Source organism: Pseudoalteromonas sp. CO325X (genome assembly GCF_004208955.1).
Taxonomy (GTDB): domain Bacteria; phylum Pseudomonadota; class Gammaproteobacteria; order Enterobacterales; family Alteromonadaceae; genus Pseudoalteromonas; species Pseudoalteromonas ruthenica.
In genome coordinates, this window is record NZ_SGPG01000014.1 from 156,738 (window position 1) to 177,883 (window position 21,146).

At 46.6% G+C, this 21,146-nt stretch carries 23 protein-coding genes; 13 read left to right on the plus strand and 10 right to left on the minus strand.

The window, feature by feature from the left end:
- Positions 1-647: 647 nt before the first annotated feature.
- From EXT46_RS06110 to EXT46_RS06125, 4 genes are read left to right on the plus strand one after another with little or no spacing between them, the layout of a single operon-like run.
- Positions 648-2,156 carry a curlin gene (locus EXT46_RS06110; protein ID WP_130145952.1) on the plus strand — a complete coding sequence of 503 codons (1,509 nt, stop codon included), beginning with the start codon at positions 648-650 and terminating at the stop codon, positions 2,154-2,156.
- A 39-nt stretch (positions 2,157-2,195) separates the two neighbouring features.
- Positions 2,196-2,582 (plus strand): CsgE family curli-type amyloid fiber assembly protein, encoded by a 387-nt coding sequence (locus EXT46_RS06115; RefSeq protein ID WP_045978886.1) that lies wholly within the window; start codon positions 2,196-2,198, stop codon positions 2,580-2,582.
- Complete coding sequence (locus EXT46_RS06120; protein ID WP_022945045.1) at positions 2,576-2,998, plus strand: curli assembly protein CsgF; 423 nt, start codon at positions 2,576-2,578, stop codon at positions 2,996-2,998. Before EXT46_RS06115 ends, EXT46_RS06120 begins: the two co-directional genes overlap by 7 nt.
- A complete protein-coding gene (locus EXT46_RS06125; protein WP_022945044.1) occupies positions 2,998-3,774 on the plus strand; it encodes a CsgG/HfaB family protein in 777 nt (258 codons plus the stop codon). Before EXT46_RS06120 ends, EXT46_RS06125 begins: the two co-directional genes overlap by 1 nt.
- Before the next feature lie 91 nt (positions 3,775-3,865).
- On the opposite strand, the gene EXT46_RS06130 is transcribed toward EXT46_RS06125, so the two are convergent.
- Entirely contained in the window at positions 3,866-4,558 is a 693-nt protein-coding gene (locus EXT46_RS06130) for a response regulator transcription factor (protein WP_130145954.1), read from the minus strand.
- A gap of 287 nt (positions 4,559-4,845) precedes the next feature.
- Positions 4,846-5,388, minus strand: coding sequence for an NAD(P)H-dependent oxidoreductase (locus EXT46_RS06135; protein ID WP_022945042.1), 543 nt, complete (start codon positions 5,386-5,388; stop codon positions 4,846-4,848).
- 70 nt (positions 5,389-5,458) lie between these two features.
- Between EXT46_RS06135 and soxR the strand changes: the two genes are divergently transcribed.
- The 4 genes from soxR (at position 5,459) to EXT46_RS06155 (ending at position 9,087) form a co-directional block, all read left to right on the plus strand.
- The gene (gene soxR, locus EXT46_RS06140) at positions 5,459-5,914 is read left to right on the plus strand and encodes a redox-sensitive transcriptional activator SoxR (protein ID WP_130145956.1); all 456 of its coding nucleotides are present in this window, start codon (positions 5,459-5,461) and stop codon (positions 5,912-5,914) included.
- Between the two features lie 210 nt (positions 5,915-6,124).
- A complete protein-coding gene (locus EXT46_RS06145; protein WP_053909627.1) occupies positions 6,125-7,321 on the plus strand; it encodes an Nramp family divalent metal transporter in 1,197 nt (398 codons plus the stop codon).
- Between the two features lie 82 nt (positions 7,322-7,403).
- Positions 7,404-8,012 carry a hypothetical protein gene (locus tag EXT46_RS06150; RefSeq protein ID WP_165381066.1) on the plus strand — a complete coding sequence of 203 codons (609 nt, stop codon included), beginning with the start codon at positions 7,404-7,406 and terminating at the stop codon, positions 8,010-8,012.
- On the plus strand, positions 8,005-9,087 hold the full coding sequence (locus EXT46_RS06155) for a rhomboid family intramembrane serine protease (protein ID WP_130145958.1): 1,083 nt from the start codon (positions 8,005-8,007) through the stop codon (positions 9,085-9,087). Before EXT46_RS06150 ends, EXT46_RS06155 begins: the two co-directional genes overlap by 8 nt.
- A 62-nt stretch (positions 9,088-9,149) precedes the next feature.
- Here EXT46_RS06155 and EXT46_RS06160 read toward each other — a convergent pair whose 3' ends face one another.
- Entirely contained in the window at positions 9,150-9,533 is a 384-nt protein-coding gene (locus EXT46_RS06160) for a hypothetical protein (RefSeq protein WP_130145960.1), read from the minus strand.
- A gap of 127 nt (positions 9,534-9,660) precedes the next feature.
- Here EXT46_RS06160 and EXT46_RS06165 point away from each other — a divergent pair, with 127 nt between their 5' ends.
- Complete coding sequence (locus tag EXT46_RS06165; RefSeq protein WP_130145962.1) at positions 9,661-10,413, plus strand: transporter substrate-binding domain-containing protein; 753 nt, start codon at positions 9,661-9,663, stop codon at positions 10,411-10,413.
- A gap of 18 nt (positions 10,414-10,431) precedes the next feature.
- Here EXT46_RS06165 and EXT46_RS06170 read toward each other — a convergent pair whose 3' ends face one another.
- Positions 10,432-12,234, minus strand: a complete 1,803-nt coding sequence (locus EXT46_RS06170) for a pre-peptidase C-terminal domain-containing protein (RefSeq protein WP_130145964.1) — start codon at positions 12,232-12,234, stop codon at positions 10,432-10,434.
- Positions 12,235-12,502: 268 nt separating this feature from the next.
- Here EXT46_RS06170 and EXT46_RS06175 point away from each other — a divergent pair, with 268 nt between their 5' ends.
- On the plus strand, positions 12,503-13,018 hold the full coding sequence (locus EXT46_RS06175; protein WP_130145966.1) for a hypothetical protein: 516 nt from the start codon (positions 12,503-12,505) through the stop codon (positions 13,016-13,018).
- Positions 13,019-13,038: 20 nt separating this feature from the next.
- Complete coding sequence (locus EXT46_RS06180) at positions 13,039-14,085, plus strand: HDOD domain-containing protein (protein ID WP_130145968.1); 1,047 nt, start codon at positions 13,039-13,041, stop codon at positions 14,083-14,085.
- A gap of 16 nt (positions 14,086-14,101) precedes the next feature.
- On the opposite strand, the gene EXT46_RS06185 is transcribed toward EXT46_RS06180, so the two are convergent.
- Complete coding sequence (locus tag EXT46_RS06185; RefSeq protein WP_130145970.1) at positions 14,102-15,484, minus strand: NAD-dependent succinate-semialdehyde dehydrogenase; 1,383 nt, start codon at positions 15,482-15,484, stop codon at positions 14,102-14,104.
- A gap of 239 nt (positions 15,485-15,723) precedes the next feature.
- On the opposite strand from EXT46_RS06185, the gene EXT46_RS06190 reads away from it, so the two are divergent.
- Both EXT46_RS06190 and EXT46_RS06195 read left to right on the plus strand, forming a co-directional pair.
- Positions 15,724-16,800, plus strand: coding sequence for a TonB family protein (locus EXT46_RS06190; RefSeq protein ID WP_130145972.1), 1,077 nt, complete (start codon positions 15,724-15,726; stop codon positions 16,798-16,800).
- Between the two features lie 189 nt (positions 16,801-16,989).
- Positions 16,990-17,352, plus strand: a complete 363-nt coding sequence (locus EXT46_RS06195) for a hypothetical protein (RefSeq protein ID WP_130145974.1) — start codon at positions 16,990-16,992, stop codon at positions 17,350-17,352.
- Positions 17,353-17,507: 155 nt separating this feature from the next.
- On the opposite strand, the gene EXT46_RS06200 is transcribed toward EXT46_RS06195, so the two are convergent.
- From EXT46_RS06200 to EXT46_RS18835, 5 genes are all read right to left on the minus strand, one after another.
- Positions 17,508-17,963, minus strand: a complete 456-nt coding sequence (locus tag EXT46_RS06200) for a hypothetical protein (RefSeq protein WP_130145976.1) — start codon at positions 17,961-17,963, stop codon at positions 17,508-17,510.
- Positions 17,963-18,250, minus strand: a complete 288-nt coding sequence (locus EXT46_RS06205) for a hypothetical protein (RefSeq protein ID WP_130145978.1) — start codon at positions 18,248-18,250, stop codon at positions 17,963-17,965. Before EXT46_RS06205 ends, EXT46_RS06200 begins: the two co-directional genes overlap by 1 nt.
- Positions 18,251-18,350: 100 nt before the next feature.
- A complete protein-coding gene (locus tag EXT46_RS06210) occupies positions 18,351-18,806 on the minus strand; it encodes a hypothetical protein (RefSeq protein ID WP_130145980.1) in 456 nt (151 codons plus the stop codon).
- 59 nt (positions 18,807-18,865) lie between these two features.
- Positions 18,866-20,248: a hypothetical protein gene (locus EXT46_RS06215; protein ID WP_130145982.1), complete on the minus strand. Its 1,383-nt coding sequence runs from the start codon at positions 20,246-20,248 to the stop codon at positions 18,866-18,868.
- 718 nt (positions 20,249-20,966) lie between these two features.
- On the minus strand, positions 20,967-21,128 hold the full coding sequence (locus EXT46_RS18835; RefSeq protein WP_165381067.1) for a hypothetical protein: 162 nt from the start codon (positions 21,126-21,128) through the stop codon (positions 20,967-20,969).
- Between the last annotated feature and the right edge of the window lie 18 nt (positions 21,129-21,146).

A 21,146-nucleotide genomic window follows, 5' to 3' on the forward strand; every position in this document is an offset into this window, starting at 1 on the left:
TTTAATCCATAAAGGTTGAGGCTCTCATGCTTTTTTTTGATCCCACTTCGAGCAATTTCAACTCATTTTTTCTCATGCTTTTTTGGTAGCAGCCGCTAATCTCCACCATTAAAATCTACAAAAACAAACACAAAACACTGATTTTAATAAACAAATAACCAACCATAAAAATTGCTAATTTATCTGCTTTCAAAGTGAACTTAGAGTGAATACCTCGGTAGGAAAATGAGTATTACTAATATTGATACCTTGCAGCACCAATCCATGCACTGTGCATGCAACTATCAGTGACCCAGGAGGGAATATGGCTCGTTGCAATTACTCAACAAAGCATTGGAAGCAAGTTTTTCCCATGCATGCGCGTAATTGCAACTTAGTGACGAGTTTTATTTCTCTCCCAACGCTTACCGAACTCTTAGGCTTCTCCGTATTCCAGCGCCCGGCTACTTATTTACCGCTAAGGCAAAGGAATGACGCCATACGCACCAGTGACCGTTGGCTTTTACTACTGCCAACACCTTTTAGGACAACAACGCTGCGCTCGTTCACACGCTTTTTTGATTAACCCAGCTCAGGTCGGCAACCCTGAGATGAGCCTTTTCATTTGTAACGTCGTCGCAGTAATAACAAACAACAAGGAGATAAGCGTGAAGCTTTCTAAATCTATTTTAACCTGCGCCATCGCGATGGCCCTATCAACAGGTGCTTACGCACAAAGCGAAGACAAACCTGGGTCAACATCTGCACTTGCTAACGTAGAGCGTGCAGCCGCCGTTGGTAATGAGCTCACAATTTCACAAACGTCTGTACAGGGTTTAGGTAACAGCGCCAGCTCTTTGCAACAAGGCGACGCCAACCTTACTGAGATCACCACGGTAGGTGATGGTAACCAAACAGATGCCATGCAAATAGGTAACGGCAATGTGGTGTTGGTGACCACACAAGGCGACAACAACCAGCAATCTTACAACCAAGATGGCGAAGCGAATGGCGCATTAAGCGAAGTGACTGGCAGTGACAACCAAATCGCGGTTGAGCAAAACGGCACTGGTTTCTTAGGCATCAACAATGAGGCCATCAACGTGATTGGCGGCGATGCAAACCAAATTAATGTTGTTCAGGGCGACGGCGGGCACTGGTTCTACAACCTGGATATGCAGGGCAATGCCAACGTGGTTAATGCACAGCAAGCTGGATTATGGAACGAAGCGCAATTTACGTCGGTTCAAGGTGACGCCAACGAACTGAGCGTAGAGCAGGATGGTTTTTGGAACCAACTATCCGTCACTTCTATTAATGGCAGCATGAACGAATTTGCCAGTGAACAGCTAGGCGATACCAACGTCATCAGCATTGGCGATATTTTCGGAGATGAGAACGAACTCGCTGTTGAGCAGGAAGGCGCGAATAACAGCACTGATATCGTCTCTATCGAGGGCAATGAAAATGCTCTGTCAATTGATCAAGAAGGCAGCGCGAATACTTTTGAGTCGGCTCTATTCTCTGGTGATGGAAACGAGCTAAACGTTATGCAAATGGGTGATAATAACGCAGCATCAGCTGAGGTATTAGGCGATGAGAACGATTTCAGCGCAACCCAAAATGGCAGTGGCAACGAAGTATATCTTGGCGTGCTAGGTAACAACAATGAGTTTGATGCCATGCAAATCGGCAACGACAACGCCACGCATGTTGTTAACTTCAACGGTAATGACAACGACGTAGCAGTTGCCCAATCTGGTGACATGAACACCGCTGTTATTGAATCATCTTACCCAGATCCAAGCATTGCCAGCAACGATAATGATATCGCTATTACTCAAAGTGGCATGGGCAATGAAGCTGTATTGACCATGGGCTCAGTGATGGAAAGCTCAAGCAACCAAGTCGACTTGGTACAAAGTGGTGAGCTCAATGCTATCGACCTCATGGTAGAAGGCAGTGGCCACAGCATTGATATCGCCCAAGAAGGCGGCATGAACATGGTTGCCGGCATGGGACAAGGTGCGTTCGCAGTCGCAGGTGAAGGTAATACTGTGTCTATCAGTCAACTTGGTGAGGGTAACTTGGTTGAAGGCTCGGTTATGGGCACTGGTAACACCGTTGCTGTCACTCAAGTCGGTGACTATAACTCTGCAACTGTTGTACAACAGTAAAGCTCTAATGGGAGGGATAACCCTCCCTTTCAGCCGATGATGAAGTATTTTCTCAGCACCCTGATTGTGCTCCTTGCCCTGACTCACACGTCAAGCAAAGCACAAGAAGTGGAAATTGACGGCCTCGTACTCGATCGCAGTATTAGCCGCTTTGGCCACCAATTTTACTTTAATTTCTCACAGTTATGGCGCGATCTACCTGATACCAGCGGCACCAACGTGGTGATCAAAGAAACGGTGCTCCCTCGTGCTGGCACCCGCCTTGAAGTACTCATGAATAATGAATTGGTATACGTCACTTTTATGGGCCGACGTGGTGGGCCACTCAAAGAGCGCGTCGAAAGCGCGATGTTCGCGATTATGGACGCCATGGCGCGCGCCAGATTTAAACAACACTCCCCTGATCTAGCAGCAAGTGGATGGTAAAAATGAAAACAATAATTTATGCACTTTTGCTTTGTGCGTCACTGCCACTGATGGCCACTGAGCTTGTATACAAACCTATTAACCCATCATTTGGCGGAAACCCGTTAAATGCCAATATGTTGCTCTCTAAAGCACAAGCCCAAAATAAGCACCGGGCCCCTATCAGTGAAAAAACCTATGGTGAAAAGTTTCAAGAATCGTTGGAGCGTACTTACCTCAACCGCATGGTTCGTGAAATTACCGATATCGCCTTCGGTGACGATGTTGAAGACAGTATTTTTAACCAAGACTCCATCTTTATGAGTGGCGACTATCAAATCCAGATTATCACCAGCACCCCTGATAGTATCACCGTGCAAATAACCAATACCCTGGATGGCACTGTCACCGTAATCGAAGTACCGAGGTTTGGCTAATGAAACGTATATGTGCATTTTTACTATTGGCTTTGCTTAGCGGCTGTTCGGCTATCACCTCGACTGTGCCCCCAGATGAGCAAATTGCTGAGCAATTGGCGCTCACAGAAACCTTTGCCGAACTAAAAGCGCTACCTAATCCCAGAGGCGCAATTCCCGTCTCAGTTTATTCATTTCGCGACCAAACGGGGCAATATAAGCCGCAAGAAAACGTCAGCTCGTTTTCTACCGCCGTAACCCAAGGTGCGAACTCTATTCTGATGCAAGCGCTGCATGAAACCGACTGGTTTGTGCCCGTGGAGCGTGAAGGATTACAAAATTTGCTTACAGAGCGAAAAATCGTGCGAGCGGCGATGAGTGATAAGGGCGACAATGCCCCAGAGCTGCCGCCATTAACCACCGCCAAAATCATTCTTGAGGGCGGGATCATCAGTTACGACAGTAACGTAAAAACCGGAGGCTTAGGTGCAGAATATTTTGGCATTGGCGCCTCAGAGCTGTACCGTGAGGATGTTATCTCTATTTATATGCGTGCGGTCGATGTGCGCACCGGGCAGGTATTGCTGTCGGTTGCTACCAGCAAAAAAGTACTCTCACAAGAGATGCGTGCTGGCTTTTTCCGCTATGTGAGTTACAAGCGCTTGTTGGAAGCCGAAGCAGGCTTCAGTGATAACGAACCCATGCATATTTGTGTCACGCAAGCGATTGAAAAAGCACTGACGTTACTCATAAAAGACGGCATTAACAAAGGGGTATGGTCGGCGCGAACCAGTTGATCACCTCGGCACTGACACAATAAAGGCGCCTCGTTTGGCGCCTTTATTTTTGCTCAATGGTAACCTCGCGCTCAATAGCACGCTGAGCAGGTTATTGACGCTGTTCCATGACGCGAGATGCCACCGGAATATAGCGCTGTGCCCAATTGGCCAATTCAATACGATTACGCGAGTTGGTCTTACGAAAAGCACTGTATATATGCGTTTTCACTGTGTGATTACTGATGTTCAGAGCGCAGGCGATATCATCATTTTTAGCCCCCTTAGCCAACAATGAAATCACCGACTTTTCCCGTGCGGTTAGCACACTTAAGTCGATGTCGCTGTGGCGTTGCGCCGATAGCGCATCGGTGGCGGGAAGCTGTTGAATTAGATCGCCAAAGGCATTGGAGATGGCCTTGCGGCAAAACCATAGCTCGCCGCCGAGGACGCGGCGCACGCCTTTAAACATATGCTCAGGACTGTCATCGTTATAAAGCGCGCCTTTAAGATTCGCCAGCAGCGCTGTGCGTTCGTTCAGCGCGTGGCGCTGAGCATTAAACACCGCAACACTGTGCTGGCGCGCCAACTGAATGATCTCCTCGCTGAGCATTTCTTGGCAATCACAATACGCAGCATCCACTAAAAATAGTGCAATGTGTTCGCGCTCACCCACCTCTGGCAGGCGGGAATCGACCTTAACGGTTGTTGCGAGCGTTTCCAATACTTTGAGTAACAACAAGAAATCGTCGCTTTGAGTATTTGCATTATCTTTTGTTAAGACAAATAACTGCTTGTAATTCATTACTTCTTCCTCTGAAGCATCCAAACACTAGGGGGAGGGGGAGCATTGAGTGTACCTATTTAAGCTTTACTATCAAGACTAACCACGCACAAAATAAACATCTTGTTTACATAACAACAATAGAGCTAAACCTCTAACAACGCCTTTATTGCATCATAAGAGTGCAAAAATGCACTCTGTGAACTAATAAATTTAATGGCGTCTAGAGATAGTAACCACTCGCAGACATTCATTTTACATTCAGCTAATTTTGCGCTTGAACGAATTATTGCAAAATAATCACCAATTTATCTAATAAGGCCTGCTTGAGTGTTCAACAAGGCATACAACTTGCGCCACCACATTTGTCTTTTAGGGTATTGCACGGCTACAGATTCAGGGTCTGCAGCGCCAGCATGATAGTGAGTGACAAATTGCATCCCTAGGTAGGTGGCAGTATGGATGAAAGGGTCCACAAACGCTTGCGGCGCCCGCTCGGTATAACTAGTGGAGAGCAAGGATGCTTGCTTAGTGCGCAGTTGTCGTAACTGGCTACGCAATTGGGGCTGATCCATGTATTCCGTGAGTCTATCAAAAAACGCCTTCATCTGCGGTGTGGTGTTATACCAATAGACGGGCGATGCAAATACCCAATGGTCAAACTCCAGTAATCGCGTGATTAACGCGCGGAAATCATCGCTTTGTTCGCGAATATCATACCGATATGGGTTAATCTGATAGGCGTCTAAATCAATGAATTGCGCATCTAGGTGTCGGGCGAGAGTGTCGGCAGCTTGGCGGGTGTTACCTTGGCTTCTAGCACTTGAAAAAATAATAACATGTTGGTTCATAATTGCTTTCCTGCATTTGTATGTTTAACCTAAGGCTAAAAGCTCAAGTTAAGTTTAGGTCAACAACAAAATGACATTGGAAGCAAATTTATCTGTTGGTACTGTCGCCAAACGTGCTGGGGTCGCCGTATCGGCGCTGCATTTTTACGAGAAAAAAGGACTTATTCGCAGTTGGCGAAACCAAGGAAATCAACGCCGCTACAAGCGAGATGTACTAAGGCGCATTGCGGTTATCAAGGCCGCACAAAAAATGGGGATCACCCTAGAGGAGGTAAAAGAAACACTCAGTACCCTGCCCGAAAAACGCACCCCGAATAAAGAAGACTGGGCCAACATGTCACGCCAATGGCAGCACCAACTCGATGAAAAAATTGCCTACATGCAACGAGTACGCGCCTATGTTGATGGCTGTATTGGATGCGGCTGCCTGTCAATGCAACGCTGCCCTATTTATAACCCTGAAGATAAGCTCGCCAATGTCGATGGTGGAGCCGTGTTATTAGATCACCCTGAGCTGGGAGACTAGCGCCAACAAGACACAGGTTGTTTATTATCGAACGCAGACAATCACTCAGTGAGCTATGAGGGGAGTCACTTTGGGCCGCCACAGATGTTAAATTTCTGTGGTTAAATGTATAAATTCACTTGTTTATTGCATAGAGTAACGTCTTACTCTTTCAAATTTGGATATGAACTGGTAGCGTACGCGCCTTTTTTTAACCTCGACAGGTAATATATGAAGTTAGGACCTGGACTACTGGTTGCCGCCGCCTTTATTGGCCCAGGCACCATTACCACCGCCAGCGTAGCCGGTGCAAACTTTGGCTTTGCTTTGCTATGGGCCTTGGTATTCTCAGTGCTGGCAACCATTTTATTGCAATCACTGGCCGCGCGTTTAGGTGTGGTCACCGGCCTAGATTTAGCCCAAGCACTGCGCGCGCATATTGAAACCCCTGTGTTTCGTTGGCTTGCCGCATTTTTGGTGATCAGTGCCATTGGCATTGGCAGTGCCGCCTATGAGGCAGGTAACCTCAGCGGTGCCAGTCTCGGTTTACAAGGGTTATTTCCCTCCGCTTCAGCGCAGCTGTGGACACCCTTGATTGCTATTATCAGCGCCGCACTGTTATACAGCGGCAAATATAAGCTGATAGAGGGCGCACTGATCTTTTTAGTGTTGCTGATGAGTTTAGTTTTTTTAGCGACTCTGGTCATCGCCAGCCCCGATCTCAGTGCCATGTTTGCAGGTTTTAAGCCTAGCTTCCCTGAAGGATCACTGACCACCGTATTGGCGTTAATTGGCACCACCATCGTACCGTATAACTTATTTCTTCACTCTGGGGTGGTCGCACGGGCCAGCCAAGGTGAGCAAGATAAACAACAGGCCATTCGCAGTAGCAACTGGGATACCGGTTTATCAATTGGTCTTGGGGGATTGATCACCTTAGCTATCGTGTCCACCGCGAGCGTGGCCTTTTTTGGTCAGGGCAATAGTCAGCTCAGTGCCGCCAACCTGGCCTCGCAATTAACGCCTTTACTGGGTGACAGCGCTCATTACTTTTTTGCACTCGGACTGTTCGCCGCTGGGTTAACCAGCGCCATAACGGCGCCTCTGGCGGGTGCCTACGCGGTGTGTGGCATGCTCGGGTTACAAGGAGATACCAACAGCCCTCGCTTCAAGCAAGTGGCGTTGGTGATATTAGTGTTTGGTGCTGTTGTGGCCAGTCTTGGTTTAGACCCAGTGGCGGTAATTATTTTCGCGCAAGCCACCAATGCACTGTTATTACCCATTATCTGCATTTACCTGCTGTGGCTAATGAATCAAAATAAGGTCATGGGCAGATTTAAAAACTCACTGCTGATTAATGTGCTGGCGATGCCGCTGCTGATACTGATCATTACGTTGAGCGGATACAAACTGCTTACGCTCATATAATGCCTATTAAGTGAGCGCAAGGCGCTTGCCTCTGTGCTCACTTTCCCCTACCATCTCGGCTCATTTTACCAAGGAGTCGGTTATGGCAACATCCCCATCACAGGACAAAAAAATCCCCAAAGTGCTGCAACAAGTCGACAACAAAGAGCTACGCAGTACCGGTTTTTGGCTCAACCAAGTATTTTTGGTGCTATCCACCATTTTTGGTGTCTACCTCGCCGCACAAAGCGGTTTAGAGCAGGCAATTAAATTCGATACCTACTCTAAAATGGAAGATAACTACTATCTGCGTACGTCTCTGTACGATGAGTTGCTCGACAACCAACAAAAAATTCAAGCGTATGCCGAGCTACTGGCTAAGAGCCCGCCTACATCTGAGCTTGAGTTCAATAAACCCACTTTAGATAAATATGTGTGGCACACCATGCAATACTCACCCACGACTTTGGAAACCCCAAGTGCCATTCTCTCCGCTGCGCGGCGTTTTTATAGTCAAAGTGAGTTTTATATTGAACGCGCGCTAAAGCGCAAGGTGTCAGCGCGTCACGCCAGTGAAAAGCTAGGCAAACTTGCAACCGACCTAGAGCAAAATACGCTCCCCTATTTAAAGCGCAGTGCCCAGGCACTGAAACAAGAATTAGCTGATAACGACGTGCAAATTGGCAGTCTCAAGGAGTTAGAGCATGAATAAACGCTGTCCCCATTGTGTTGATGAATACCTAGAAGTGACCGAGTATCAAGGTGAAGAAATTGATGTGTGTTTAGAATGTGGTGGCCTTTGGTTTGAAAAAAATGAAGTCAATCGCATGTTGAACGAGGTCAACGACGGTCCTGTGGGTGAGAAATATGAACACAATTTTGGTGAACATGTAGGTATATCTGAGCGTGACTGCCCCGATTGCTCAACATTAATGGAGCGCTACCACTTATTAGAGCACTACCACAGCGAAATCGATGTATGCCGTCATTGCGATGGCAGCTGGATCGAAAAAGAGCAGTTAGAAAGTGTCGAAAATAGTCCACAGCTAAAAGCGGCACTTGGCGAGCTCAACCAGAAGGTGTCATGGAAAACCTACTTATTTCAATTTCTAACGCAAATGCCAGTAGAGTACAACATCAAACCACATCGTACCCCGTGGGTAACTCGCGCTTTGGTGGCGTTGAACGTGTTGATATTTGCCGCTTACTTTTTTGTTCCCAGCCATTTTGAGTTTGTACTTGAATATTTTGCCATGCGCCCGGTGGATGTGCTCGCCGGGGAAGAGCCTTGGACCTTGCTCACCTGTGTGTTTTTACACGGCTCTATTATGCACCTGGTAGGCAATATGTACTTTTTATACATCATTGGCGATAACCTCGAAGATGCACTTGGCCACTGGCGCTTCTTAGGCTACTACCTGCTTTGCGGGGTGCTCGCCTCCGTTGCCAGCCTCATGCTCTCAAGTAATGGTGCAATCCCCAGTGTCGGTGCCAGTGGTGCCATTGCTGGTTTATTTGGCATGTATTTAATGTGGTTCCGCTACGCCAGCTTGACCTTTATGTTCATTATTTACCAGAAGAAGCTCTCCGCCATGTGGTTCTTCATTATTTGGCTGGGTATTAACTTATTCGGGTTATTTAGCCTGCCCGATGGCGTTGATTATGGCGCTCATATCGGCGGTTTTATCGTCGGTCTACTCATTGGCTATGCGCTTAAAACCAAAGTAATGAGCGACAGGCCTATGATTGCACTACTAAATAAGCCAGCCGCCCAGCTTAAACGCTAATACCGGGTTTCATCGGGTGAGTAGCGTGCATATATGCCATGCTGCTCACCATCACCTACCCCTTATTCATGATGGCGGCGCTCGATGGCCTCTAATTCGCTTTGCGGTTCGCTAGGCGCACTTGATTGCATGGGCGCAACTAAATCACACTCAGTAATAGTGTCAGACAGTTTCTTACACTCTTTATTGCTTTTGCTCGGCGTTGGCTTTTGCAATGCACCGAGGACCGCCGAGTCAATCGCCAAACCAAGTTTAGCGAAGCTAAAACCATCATTATCTATTGGCGTGTAACTGGATTTACCCGGGTCGCCTTGGGTGCTGGCAGTATAGTGCTTTTCTGCGCGCTGCTGCATATTTGGCTGCGCATAGCCATCGACTAAAATGCCCACCACCGTACAACCATTTAAAATACTCAGCGCGGCCAGCGCGATAAATAATTTAAGCATGCTGCGTATCCTTTCATGCCTTCGTATGCTCGTTCTATCACTTTAACGTTAAACATTAACGCAAACTGTAAGAAAGTGTACCCTTTTATTTTTTGCACCTTGGCGGCGGTGGTTTACGCTTAAAGCTATGCACACATTATATGCTGTAAGCGCCATTGTACTGCTCATGATGCAGTTATGGTCATCATCAAGCTGGGGCTCACAGGCACCACTGCGAATTTGCTTTGAAAGGTGGTGGCCCTACAGCTATGTCGACGAATCGATGCAAGCAAAAGGCATTGAAGTCGATTTAATTCGCTATGCACTGTCACACTCAGGCACTGACGTCATCTTTACTGAGCTGCCCTACAAACGCTGTGTTGAAGCCGTTAGCCAAGGTAAGCTTGATTTCACCTTGCACGTGGATGAAACCGATGGCTTGGCAATGCTCGACCAGTCGTTCGTGAACTGGGAGCTGACGTTAGCGGTGGCCATCAATCGCCAAGAGAGTTTTTACGAGCAGGCTGTGCAGCGCTCCCCCATTATTCTCATTGCTGAGGAGTTCCCTTACCCTGATGAAGTCTATAACGCACTAGAAGCACTCAATGCTGATATTGTTACTCGCTCTTACTACGAATCAACAGACGCGCAAGCTAAATCATTTTTCTCGACGCTGAGCGATAGTCGCGTCGATGCCATTGTGGTGGATAGAACCTGGGCCGCGAAAATTATTCATGATTTCGATTTGCCCGTTGCGCTTTTACACAACCTGCATATTGAGCCTCAATACATCGGCTACCATCCTAATAACGAAAAAAAGGCGTTGCGCTTGCAACACCTTTTGTCATCTATTCCTGAGAGCGTTAAAAAAGAGATTGAACGCCGCTATCAGCAACTTTAGGCTGGTTTTATTAGCCTGTTATTGCACAGAAATATTCAAGGTTGCACCGGAGTAATTGCTGTAAGCACGAAGGCCTACATGCCAAGTGCCAGCTGCTGCGGCCTCTGAACACGACTCGTTATTGCCTGAACGATACGGGCGACAATCATAGCTAGAGGTCGTTGGCTGCGCGCCTTGACGAACATACAAATCGACATCACCGCTGCCACCGGAGGTGCTTACATCAACCGTGCTCGCGCCCGCAGGCACATCAACAGTAAAGTATTGCCACTGACCTTGGCTACCCGAGAGGTTTGACTCAGTGATCTCAACCGGTAAATCGCTGCCACTTTGCTCATAGCTTGCCACTAAGGTTGCGCCACTATAGGCGTTGTAACCATGCACCATAATTGAGTAAGTGCCTGCGCGCGTATCTGTACAGCTCTCGTTATTCCCGTTTTCATAAGGGCGGCAATCATAGTTACTCTGCGATGCCGTTGCGCCGTATTTTACATACAAGTCTAAGTCACCTGAGCCACCTGAGCTGGTAATGCTGATATTGCTGGCACCGGCTGGTACTTCAAAGGTGTATAGCGTTTCACTGCCATTAGCACCGCTGATGCTAATAGGCTGACCACTTTCAAGCTCATTTGGAGGCGGTGGTGGCGTGCCGCCACTGCGGAAATTAGCAATTGTTGGACTGGTAATATTCAAAACACGTGTGTTGTCGCTGCGCGTGGTTGTGCCCATCGCCGTGCCATTGTAGCTCTTGTTTGGGTTTGACCAATAATTGATACGAGTACAACCACTGTTGCAGTTATACGCCATCACCGTACGCCATTGCGAGCTTGGGTCTTGGTAGCCGTGACCGTAGGCATAAGGCGAATTAGTGGGGTCGTTTTCAGGGTTGTGACGCGCCGCTTGAAGGTGGCCAATTTCATGACCGAAAGAGTAATAGCCGGTAGCACAATCATAATCAACCATGGCAAAAGCACTGCTGGCGCTGGCACCAATGGCATCAGCTTGACCACAATAGCCGTTAACATCATTCACTAATACCACCACATCGGCACCATACTGGTCACGCAAACCATGCACCTCATCCATGTAGCCATCATTGGTCCCGGCCAAACGGTTTAAATCGGTGCCTGAGCTACTCGCTTCGGTGTAGTTGACCTGTGCTTTGTGGGCAAGACTGACGGTGGCATTCACACCTGAATTTTGATAACCCTGATTGGTCTCATTGATTGCAAGGTCTATCAAGGCATCAATGTCGCCAGAGAGCTGAGCGGCCTTGGCAGTGTAAACCACCAGTAGGTCGATTTGCGTATCGGCAACAGCCTGCGGCTGCGCGAAAATGCTAGGGCTATTATTGACGCTAACCTGCTTTGCGAGTGGGCCTTCTGGCATAACGTGTCCTGGTTGGTGCTCTGGTGGCATTTGCTCAGGCTTGAGTGTACGCAGCTGATGACCATGGGCGCCAACAGGCTTAAGCTTTAGCACGTCACCGTTGGTTTTAACCGTACCAGAGATGCCTTTTGCAGTTTGCACTAATGTGACCGAGTCACCATTGTCATTTTCACCTTGCCAAATAAGGTTACCGCTGGCGCTAAGGCTAGCGTTTTTGCGAGTAAAGTGTACCTGCGCACCATCAACAGGCAAAGACAAGGAGGCAGTATTGCTGGTTAATTGGAACTGCGCGCCACTGAGCTGTGACATATTTGCTTGTGCAGCGTTAACGCTGTTTGCCATTTGCTGCGATGACACTTCAAACAGTGGACCTTGAGCAAATACAGCGGTACTGCTAAGCAGTGCGCTGGCGATAAAAGTGGGTTTAAACATGGGATATCCTGGTTGTTTCTTTTATGAGGAACAGCAAAATAAAACAACACCAATCTGTTTTCAATTATTTTACATTTAAACCACCAAAAATTTGTAAACGCTTGTAAATATGAGATATTAAAGAATCAAAAGCAACAAACAAAAAGAACCAACTATTAACCCAAGGTTAATAATTAGCAAAAATGATCTCTTTGTTCTTTTTTCTTGAGCTTATCGAGGCTGTGTCTCAAGCTTACCTAAAGCCATACTCCACCATTAAGGAATTACTATGAAACCTTTGTTAGCAGCGCTCCTGCTGCTATTACCGACTCTCGCGCTTGCGAAGAGCTCATTGTCACCTCAACTGAGTGTTTTCGAACCCTACTTAGGCACTTGGCAGGCACAGTTTCAACCCGCTCCCGCTCAAGAGCAGGTCACAGATGTAAGCCAATGGCAGCGTGCCCTCAATGGCACTGCTATTCGCACCTTACACAGCATCAATGACGGCGATTATGGTGGCGAATCACTGATATTTTGGGACCAAAGTAAACAAAAACTGGTGTTTTATTATTTCACTACCGCCTCTTTTTACACTCAAGGCTGGCTTGAAGTGGGCGATGACGGCAGCTTCACCGCATATGAGGAAGTAACCGGCAGTGCTCAAGGGATCACCCAAGTAAAATCCACGAGCCAATTCGTGGATGGCAAAATAGTAGTCAGTACACAATACTTACAAAACGAGCAATGGACATCACCGCAAATCCGCACCTACACTCGCTCAGATAAAGCGGTCGTTTTTAAGTAGATTTTCACAAAGAGGTATTCATGTTTCGTAAGCTGCTAAGAGCTTTGTTGCCATCGTTTGTGCCCGCTGAGGTTGACGCTAATTATGCGTTTTTTGATAAAACCCCGGAAAATGAGCCCTTACCGTTCGCCGATAAAGCCCCTGTCGACGACCAAGCAATGTCTTACGAAAACGACTTAGAGGGCGCCTATCTCGATTACTTATTTGGCTGTGATGCTCGACCAATGCAGCAGAGCGACAGCCTCAGTCACTTCATTTACCATCAACTGAGCCTGTTAATGCATGAGCCTGAGCAGTTGCTGTCACATCTACCCGTTATGCCGGCCTCCATCAGTCAGGTGCTCAAAGAGCTGGATAACCCTAATTTCGACGTGCAGCGATTACTCGCTGTGGTAGAGCGGGAGCCTGCGATGGCAGCGGATCTTATCAAGCTAGCGAACAGCCCTCGTTACCGCCGCCGCGAACAAGAAATCACCGAGCTTAAAGCCGCTTTTATGAGTATGGGGGCCAATGGCCTGCTTGAGGGCGTGGTGCAATCTTATATTAAGCGCTTTACGCCGCGCCCGAGTATTTATTACCGCCAGTTTGGCGAAAAAATATGGCAGCACGCGTTGCAAACGGCTGACTTTGCCAAGTTAGCAGCTGCCGATAGCGAAACCGACCCTGGCGCCGCATATTTTACCGCACTGCTTTACAACCTCGGCACCATGATTATTTTTGAGCTTATGATAGAGGCCTTTAATGTTGTTGACCCCGACGTCACTCCTAGCAGCGCAGCCTTTAAGCGCCTAATTAGAGAATACAGTCACGATTTAACCTTAACCTTGGCAAATTATTGGCAGTTACCGCAACTGATTGTAAAAGGGTTGCACCACAGTAGGTTGCACCGCATTAGGTTGGAGCGCAGTCGGGCTCAACTCTCGCCTTTAGCGCAATTGTGTGAGCAAGCGGACATAGCCAGTAAACTGTGTTGCTTACAAAACCAGCAGCAGGCGAGGCAGCTCAGCGGCCACCTCACCCACCCTGTACTTAAACAGCGAGTCGACACCCATTTATCGGGTGTTTGAACTGGGCAACAAACACTTAGTTGGGCTGCGCTATCATTATCGATTTAACATTAACGAATTCACGCATGCCAAAGCCACCGTGCTCGCGACCATAACCGCTGTCTTTAACGCCGCCAAAAGGCAGGTTAGGCTGTGCTAACGAATAGCCGTTAATGTTGACCATACCGGTATCGAACTCGGTTTTTGCCAATGCCACGGCTTTTTCTGTGTCCTCACTGAAAATACCGCCACCTAAGCCATAACGCGAGTCGTTGGCCAGTTGCATGGCATGTTCATCGTCATTGGCACGAATGAACGACGCCACCGGGCCAAATAACTCATCATCGTAGGCGGGCATGCCCGATTTAACGTCTTCCAATACGGTGATCGGGTAGAAGAACCCTTCACCTTGGGGCACATCACCACCGAGAATACACTTTGCACCGGCTTCAATGGATTGCTGCACTTGCTGGTGCAATTGGTCGCGCAAGTCATCTCGCGCCATCGGCCCAAGATCGGTGCTGGACTCTTTTGGGTCGCCCATTTTCAGCTCTTTGGCCGCTTTAACAAAAGCATCGCGAAATTCATCGTACACCGCATCAGCGATAATAAAGCGTTTGGCGGCAACACAAGTTTCACCGTTATTGACCACACGGCCTTGAATACAACATGACACCGCATGCGCAATATCAGCATCGCTGAGCACCACAAATGCGTCGTTACTGCCAAGCTCTAGTACCGACTTTTTCGATACCGACGCGGCCTGCTCCGCCACTTTCTTACCGGTTTCATCACTGCCCGTGAAGGTCACACCGCGTACCTTATCGTGCGCAATAAGTTTACTGGCGGTAGCGCCATCGATAAGCAGTGATTGATAACAGCCCTCAGGGAACCCAGCTTCAAGAAACAGCGCTTCAATTTTTTTCGACATACCAAACACATTGCTGGCATGCTTCAACACCGTGGTATTGCCCGCCATAATATTAGAGACGCTATAACGGATCACTTGATACAGTGGGAAATTCCAAGGCTGGATCCCTAAAATCACACCTATGGGCTGATAGGTCACCAAGGCGTGCCCATCTTCAAAGAAACGGTGTTCATCTTCTAATTCTTTGGCGCCATGCTTGGCGGTGTAGCGGCAAATTTGCGCGCACAACGCCACTTCTTGTTTACCTTGGTCGGTGACTTTACCCATTTCCTCGGTCATTAAGGTCACCAAAGCGCTCTCATTTTGTTCGATCAGGTCGGCGAGTTTGTTCAGTTTCTCAGCGCGCTCTGAAAAAGACGTTTTGCGCCATTGGCCAAACGCGTCATGGGCAGCATCGACTGCCTGCTCTGCTTGAAACTGTGATAATAAGGTGTACTCAGCTAATGGATTACCATTACTTGGATTTACGGTTGTTACCGTCTTTGCCATAACCTTCTCCTTTAAATTTAATCGTCGAGCTTATGGGAGCAAAAACAGCACCAACTATTTAAACCTTTAAAAATCAATAAATTAAGATTAAACAGTGAAAATAAATGGCTCTGTACCAGCAAGCACTACACACACTCAGTGAAGATTTTTCAAAAGCGCGCTTGAGCAATGCTGAGCCTATCTTTTGTTGCACTAAAAATAGGGTCAGATAAAATAGCCGCAAAACAAAGGAGTGTAAGATGTTAAAAAAGTCTCTCAATATCGGCCTATTGGCTTTACTAGGCTCACCTTGGATAAGTGCCGCCGCACCGACACCTGATTTCGATGCCGCCTATGACGCCTTTGAGCAAGCACTGCACACTGGCGAGAATGTGCAGCAGCATGCACAAACCGCCTATGAGGTAGGCCTGAGCACCTTTGGTGAAACATCGCCAGCTGTTGCTAAGTTAGCCATTAACTACGCCAACGCGATGGCTCCTTCACCCACGAATGCGCAGCGACGCGCGACCCTTTATAAACAGGCGTTGACGATTTTAGAGCAGCAGCCTAACCCAGACCCACTAAGCCTTATCGACCCGTTAATGGGCATTGCCAAAAGCGCGGATAAGGCACACACCGTTGAGAAGGCCATCGAACGTGCAATAGATATTGCAAAGCAGCAACAAAAAGCTAAATTGGTCGCCGATTTAAAAGTAGACGGTGCCGAAATTTATTTTCGCCGCTTGGACTTTGATAAAGGCCGTGCGGCAGTAGTCTACCTCAATGAAGCCGAAGCATACTATCAAGCGCATATCGCCGATGACACGGTCGAAATGATTAATGTCACCATGCTGTTAGGTGCGGTAGACAAAGCCCGAGGGCGTCGACATACAGCCATTGAACGTTTTAACAAAGTGGTCAATATTTTTGATGATAACTTTAGTTTTGACCACCCTGCTGAGCTGCAAGCTCACTCGCAGCTCGTCGCGCTGTATGAGCAAGAAGGTGAATCCGAGCAAGCCACTAAGCATTGTGTTGCCATCGCAAAGATGCGTCCGTGGGCGAAGAATCAAGAGCAAACCCCATTGTATCGCACTCCTCCGCGCTACCCCGCTATCGCCGTGCGCCAACGCCGAGAAGGCTGGGTACAAATGGAGTTCACCGTGAACGAGAGCGGCTTCGTTGAAGATGTCAGCGTACTGGACTCCGACGGCAGTGCGGCGTTTGAAAGAGCGGCTGTTAATGCTGTTAAGCAGTGGCGATACGCACCAAAGTTTGAAAATAATCAAGCTGTTAAAGCAAAAACCTCGGTCCAGCTTGATTTCAAAATAGGCTAATCACTCGGCCCTTGGAACATCAGGGCCTCCTACTTTTTACTTATTTTAGAAACAAATGTTAATTTAGTGTTTATTTTTTGTTTTTTCTCTTATAGGGTAATTCCACTGTCTTAATCAAAGGCAATATCGATGGCTTACAGGAGTATAAGCAGTTGTAGAGCCCGTGGAATGATTCAAATGGAGAGAACAATGAAAACACTTATTGCATCAGCCGCTCTACTGATTGGTGGACTATTTAGCGCCCAAGCAAGCGCCGACAGCATGGAATGTTATGTCGATACTCAGGCATACGATCAATTTACACCTAACCGTTGTTTCGCACTGGTTTATGGTGCGACATCAAGCACCGCCGTTTTTCGCGTGGTAGGGAACGGCTCACAAATCGACAGTGTTATTTGGTCTAATGCGGCCTCATCGTGCGGCACCTCGGGCACGTCGTGCTCTTTTGAAATTCGTGCTTTCCGCCCATATAAAGCCGAAGCAACCATTCTTTACAGTAATGGCTCGTGGAGCAAAGTTTCAGCTACGGCGTCATTTGAAGACGGCCGATAGTTAACAGCAACCGCCACGCGGTTGCAGGTACCTCGTTCATTGAATGGACACTTCGTGAATGTGCAAAAGCCGACTCGTTCGGCTTTTTTTTATGGCTCACACAACAAAAACGCAGCCAGTCGACACCCACTGCGTTTATAATGATGTGCTTGGGATTAGCTGGTTTTTAGCTGTTGCTCTATTAGGTAAGCAGCCACCTCATCCAGACTTTGTCTTTTTAAGCGCTTGGCAATGTTTTTGTCCTGATTATCGGTTGGCTCACCGGCTACAGGCTCGTATGCTCCTGCCTTTAATATCCCGGCACCGACGTCATATTCATCTCGCCAGGTGCACGCAAACGCTTTAGCATTCAGCGCTGTGGCAAGAGCGCCCATGGCTACTAGCTGCTCATTAGGTTCAGGCATGTTTAAAAAATCATACTGAATTTGCAGACCCTGAGATATTTTTTCGTACGGCATTGATAACTCTTCACACAATGCAAATAATGGCTGCTCGTGTTCTGGCACCTCGTCCTCAAAATCAGGGCGTGTTTCAAAGTCGATATAAAAACAAAACCGTGCTAGGTCCGCTTCATTAGCGAAGCTTGCAACTACCACTACGACATTTTCCATTAGGCTGTACCCTCCTTGGCGGCTTTAATATAGGGGGCGAGTAAAGTATGTACTGAATCAGGCAAGTCTGCTTCATTGAATAAACGAGTAAACTCTTGCGCCGTTTCCACAAAGCACTGCGGGTAATCGTCTGGGGAAGCAGTAATTTTTTCGAGAGCAGTAAAAAAGGTTACTAGGTTTTCTTTTAATATTTTCGCCCTAAATTCACTTCCTTTAAAGTTTTTGAGTGCACTAATACAGTAAGAGAGGCGATAGCGATAAATATAGTTTGGATTCGGGTTTTCCATATGCCTGCTAAGATATAATGAAAGCACATTAATTACCTTCCTGATTTTTCTCTCACACTTTTCGTTAATCCTATCATCATCTCCATCTTTTAAGCTATTTTTATACCGAAGCAGGTAATAATAACTCGGCCAATAATTGCTCTTTGCCCTGAAAAAAGCTAGTGTCCCTGTCGTCTGTGGCGCTTTTATGAGCTTCAAAGTCATCCTCACAAAACTCTAATACACGGTTAGCCCCAGTGTCATATTGCATAATGGAACCATCTTGATATTGGACGGTTGACCTAAATTTATGTAATTCTTCAATAATAGACTCTTTATTGAATGATGGGTATAGCCATATAGCAACCATGCCCATATAGGATATTTTTCGTTTAATCCCCCCATCGTTATTCACCGTTCTCATAGGTTCTTTATCCGGGCCATAAAGAAAGTATTCTTTTATTAATTTAACGTCTTTTGGCTCATATACATACATTTCTTTAAGCGACTCTTTCACTTCTTTCCACTGTGCTTTACGTGCTTTTAGCCATGTTTTATCGTCTGGGTACCAACTCATTGTCTTCCTTGTTTTTTATTGTCTTTTTTTAGTTAATGCTAAGGCTATTTCTTATAGCCTTATACCAAGTTAAAACTCTTAACGTCATTACGTTGCCAGTCATCAACAATCGCTTGCGCAGCGTTATCCAACTCGTGTCGTTCGCTATCCGTTAAGCGCTTTATACTCGCATCAATGTCCTCTTGTGCGCTCCACGCGTCCTGACCTATTAGGTTGTAAGCAGCTACTAAAGTGAATAACGGTTGCCCTGGCTGTGGAGTGCCCCCTAAGTCCATATAACTTAGTACCCCAGTAAAGCACCCTTGCTGAGCGGCTGTGAAATAGTGTTCCAACGCGGCTTGCTCATCATTGTTAATATAAGCCAGTGTTCCCTGAAAATAGCTGGCCGTTGCCATGTCTTGGGGGCTACTTTGCTCGCTAGTTATCGTCTCTGTTAGCTCAGTTAGCCGTGCTACGTAATGTTTGTTGTCCAATTTCAACGTGCTACTTTCTAAATCAGAAACAAAGTCATCAAGCTCATATTTTGCAAAGGGGTTTCCTTCTGGAAGAATACGCACTTGCTCGGGCTGCCCGGCACGTCGAGGGAATACCTGAGTGCGAATATAGCCTCCCGTGTCGGGGTTTTTAAACCAGCCAACTAAGGTATCAAAGCCTGCCGCCCATTCATCCACGCGCTGTTTGAGTGTGGCGAGATACTCGTCAATTTGAGCTATATCACCTTGCACATCGTGCAGTACTAAGCGAATAGTGCCATTAAAACGCTCATCCGGTTTTAGACCTTGCTCAACTAAACAGGGGCCGCTGCGTAATAAGCTCAGGCTGTGTTGCATGGCCAGCTTACGTACCGTAATTTCTCCAAAACGAATGGCATCATCAAGCGATTCTGTGGTGATATCTATATGTAGTTCACATTGCTCCGGCGTGTCTTCGGTCGCAACAAAGCGCGAGGAAATATCAGGAGTGGGTTCAAACTCTATTGGCGCATCCAAGTTATTTGGGTCAAGTTCAAGCAAAAAGGTATTACCTACTTCTTTTCTTGGCTGACTGGCGTAAAAGTAATACAAACCACTGGTTTTACCTATACCCATGAAGCTATCAATATGAATCCCCTGAGGCAAAGAAACCTCTTTAACTATTGAATAATCATACAAATCGAATACATACAACTTGCCTAGCGGTGAATGACAAACATATATCCTACGCTCATCATGATATATATTGGCATTATGTGAGTCTAGAGCATTCACCCCACCCCCTTCATAACCAAACTCAAAGCCATACAAAATCTCATTTTTGTTGATATCTAAAACATAAAAACCCTCTAAAGCGGCTATCAACAAAAGCCCTTTATAAAGAATATAGTTCTGAACCTTAAAAGTGTAGAAATCAACCCAATTTTCGCTACCACAACTATCATTTATTGATATAACTTTTGTGCGCATCCCACCATCAAATTCACCTGGCAAAATAAAAACAACACTATCTTCAAAAAACAAAAAATCCAAAGATATATACTCACGCCTGTCAAGTTTATATTCCCAAACAGGCTCAAGCCTCAAGTTTCGCTTTTGAAAGCTACTGTTACCTCTGACGCCTTGAAAGTATAAATACTCATTAAATGGATAAACACCTAGAAATTGCCCCTCATATAAAAATCTACTGCCAGAGGACTCGGAAATTAACTCCTCATTCCTCCCGCAACTCGCGCCATGATAAATAACAAATTCATCATGGACGCAAATTATCTTGGACGGTTCAACTCTACTTAGAATGGCCTCTAAATTCTCTTTCGCGTTTAAATTAGCTTTTTCAACAAGATTTTTAGCTTTCTCTTCAACCTCCGAATTATTAAAAGCCTCGTCACAAGAGTAACTTTCAATCACCCACCTCCCTTTAACTAGAGAGAAATACGAGTTCTCCAACAAGGACAGATTAAAACCCGGACTACCTAGAGAGTTAAAATAAAGCTGATCACTATAATAAACTTTCAACCATTCACCCCTTATGATCTTTTAAAAATATCATGAATAAAAACTTCACTTTTAAATATATAAATCACCTCACTTTGAAATAAAAGCCACCTCACCGCTCTTGCATATTTTAATTAGAATCAACATTAAACCATTGAGTAAACCACTACTTTATCGCCAAACCACCCTGTTAACAAAGCATTATTATTAAATCACCCAGCTCATCTAACAACTGACCTACACTTTCTGGCTCGCCGTCTTTACCCTCTTTCATCGATAAACCACCTCTTGATGTGCTTGGGATTAGTTGGTTTTTAGCCTCCCCCCCCATATTAGGTAGTTGTTTTCTCAAACATACTATCCGATGAGA

Excerpts from the sequence above, each read along its gene's own strand:
- EXT46_RS06115 (WP_045978886.1), top strand. The coding sequence starts at position 2,196 with ATGAAGTATTTTCTCAGCACCCTGATTGTGCTCCTTGCCCTGACTCAC.
- EXT46_RS06120 (WP_022945045.1), top strand. The coding sequence starts at position 2,576 with ATGGTAAAAATGAAAACAATAATTTATGCACTTTTGCTTTGTGCGTCA.
- EXT46_RS06125 (WP_022945044.1), top strand. The coding sequence starts at position 2,998 with ATGAAACGTATATGTGCATTTTTACTATTGGCTTTGCTTAGCGGCTGT.
- EXT46_RS06130 (WP_130145954.1), bottom strand. The coding sequence starts at position 4,558 with ATGAATTACAAGCAGTTATTTGTCTTAACAAAAGATAATGCAAATACT.
- EXT46_RS06135 (WP_022945042.1), bottom strand. The coding sequence starts at position 5,388 with ATGAACCAACATGTTATTATTTTTTCAAGTGCTAGAAGCCAAGGTAAC.
- soxR (WP_130145956.1), top strand. The coding sequence starts at position 5,459 with ATGACATTGGAAGCAAATTTATCTGTTGGTACTGTCGCCAAACGTGCT.
- EXT46_RS06145 (WP_053909627.1), top strand. The coding sequence starts at position 6,125 with ATGAAGTTAGGACCTGGACTACTGGTTGCCGCCGCCTTTATTGGCCCA.
- EXT46_RS06150 (WP_165381066.1), top strand. The coding sequence starts at position 7,404 with ATGGCAACATCCCCATCACAGGACAAAAAAATCCCCAAAGTGCTGCAA.
- EXT46_RS06155 (WP_130145958.1), top strand. The coding sequence starts at position 8,005 with ATGAATAAACGCTGTCCCCATTGTGTTGATGAATACCTAGAAGTGACC.
- EXT46_RS06160 (WP_130145960.1), bottom strand. The coding sequence starts at position 9,533 with ATGCTTAAATTATTTATCGCGCTGGCCGCGCTGAGTATTTTAAATGGT.
- EXT46_RS06165 (WP_130145962.1), top strand. The coding sequence starts at position 9,661 with ATGCACACATTATATGCTGTAAGCGCCATTGTACTGCTCATGATGCAG.
- EXT46_RS06170 (WP_130145964.1), bottom strand. The coding sequence starts at position 12,234 with ATGTTTAAACCCACTTTTATCGCCAGCGCACTGCTTAGCAGTACCGCT.
- EXT46_RS06175 (WP_130145966.1), top strand. The coding sequence starts at position 12,503 with ATGAAACCTTTGTTAGCAGCGCTCCTGCTGCTATTACCGACTCTCGCG.
- EXT46_RS06180 (WP_130145968.1), top strand. The coding sequence starts at position 13,039 with ATGTTTCGTAAGCTGCTAAGAGCTTTGTTGCCATCGTTTGTGCCCGCT.
- EXT46_RS06185 (WP_130145970.1), bottom strand. The coding sequence starts at position 15,484 with ATGGCAAAGACGGTAACAACCGTAAATCCAAGTAATGGTAATCCATTA.
- EXT46_RS06190 (WP_130145972.1), top strand. The coding sequence starts at position 15,724 with ATGTTAAAAAAGTCTCTCAATATCGGCCTATTGGCTTTACTAGGCTCA.
- EXT46_RS06195 (WP_130145974.1), top strand. The coding sequence starts at position 16,990 with ATGAAAACACTTATTGCATCAGCCGCTCTACTGATTGGTGGACTATTT.
- EXT46_RS06200 (WP_130145976.1), bottom strand. The coding sequence starts at position 17,963 with ATGGAAAATGTCGTAGTGGTAGTTGCAAGCTTCGCTAATGAAGCGGAC.
- EXT46_RS06205 (WP_130145978.1), bottom strand. The coding sequence starts at position 18,250 with ATGGAAAACCCGAATCCAAACTATATTTATCGCTATCGCCTCTCTTAC.
- EXT46_RS06210 (WP_130145980.1), bottom strand. The coding sequence starts at position 18,806 with ATGAGTTGGTACCCAGACGATAAAACATGGCTAAAAGCACGTAAAGCA.
- EXT46_RS06215 (WP_130145982.1), bottom strand. The coding sequence starts at position 20,248 with ATGCGCACAAAAGTTATATCAATAAATGATAGTTGTGGTAGCGAAAAT.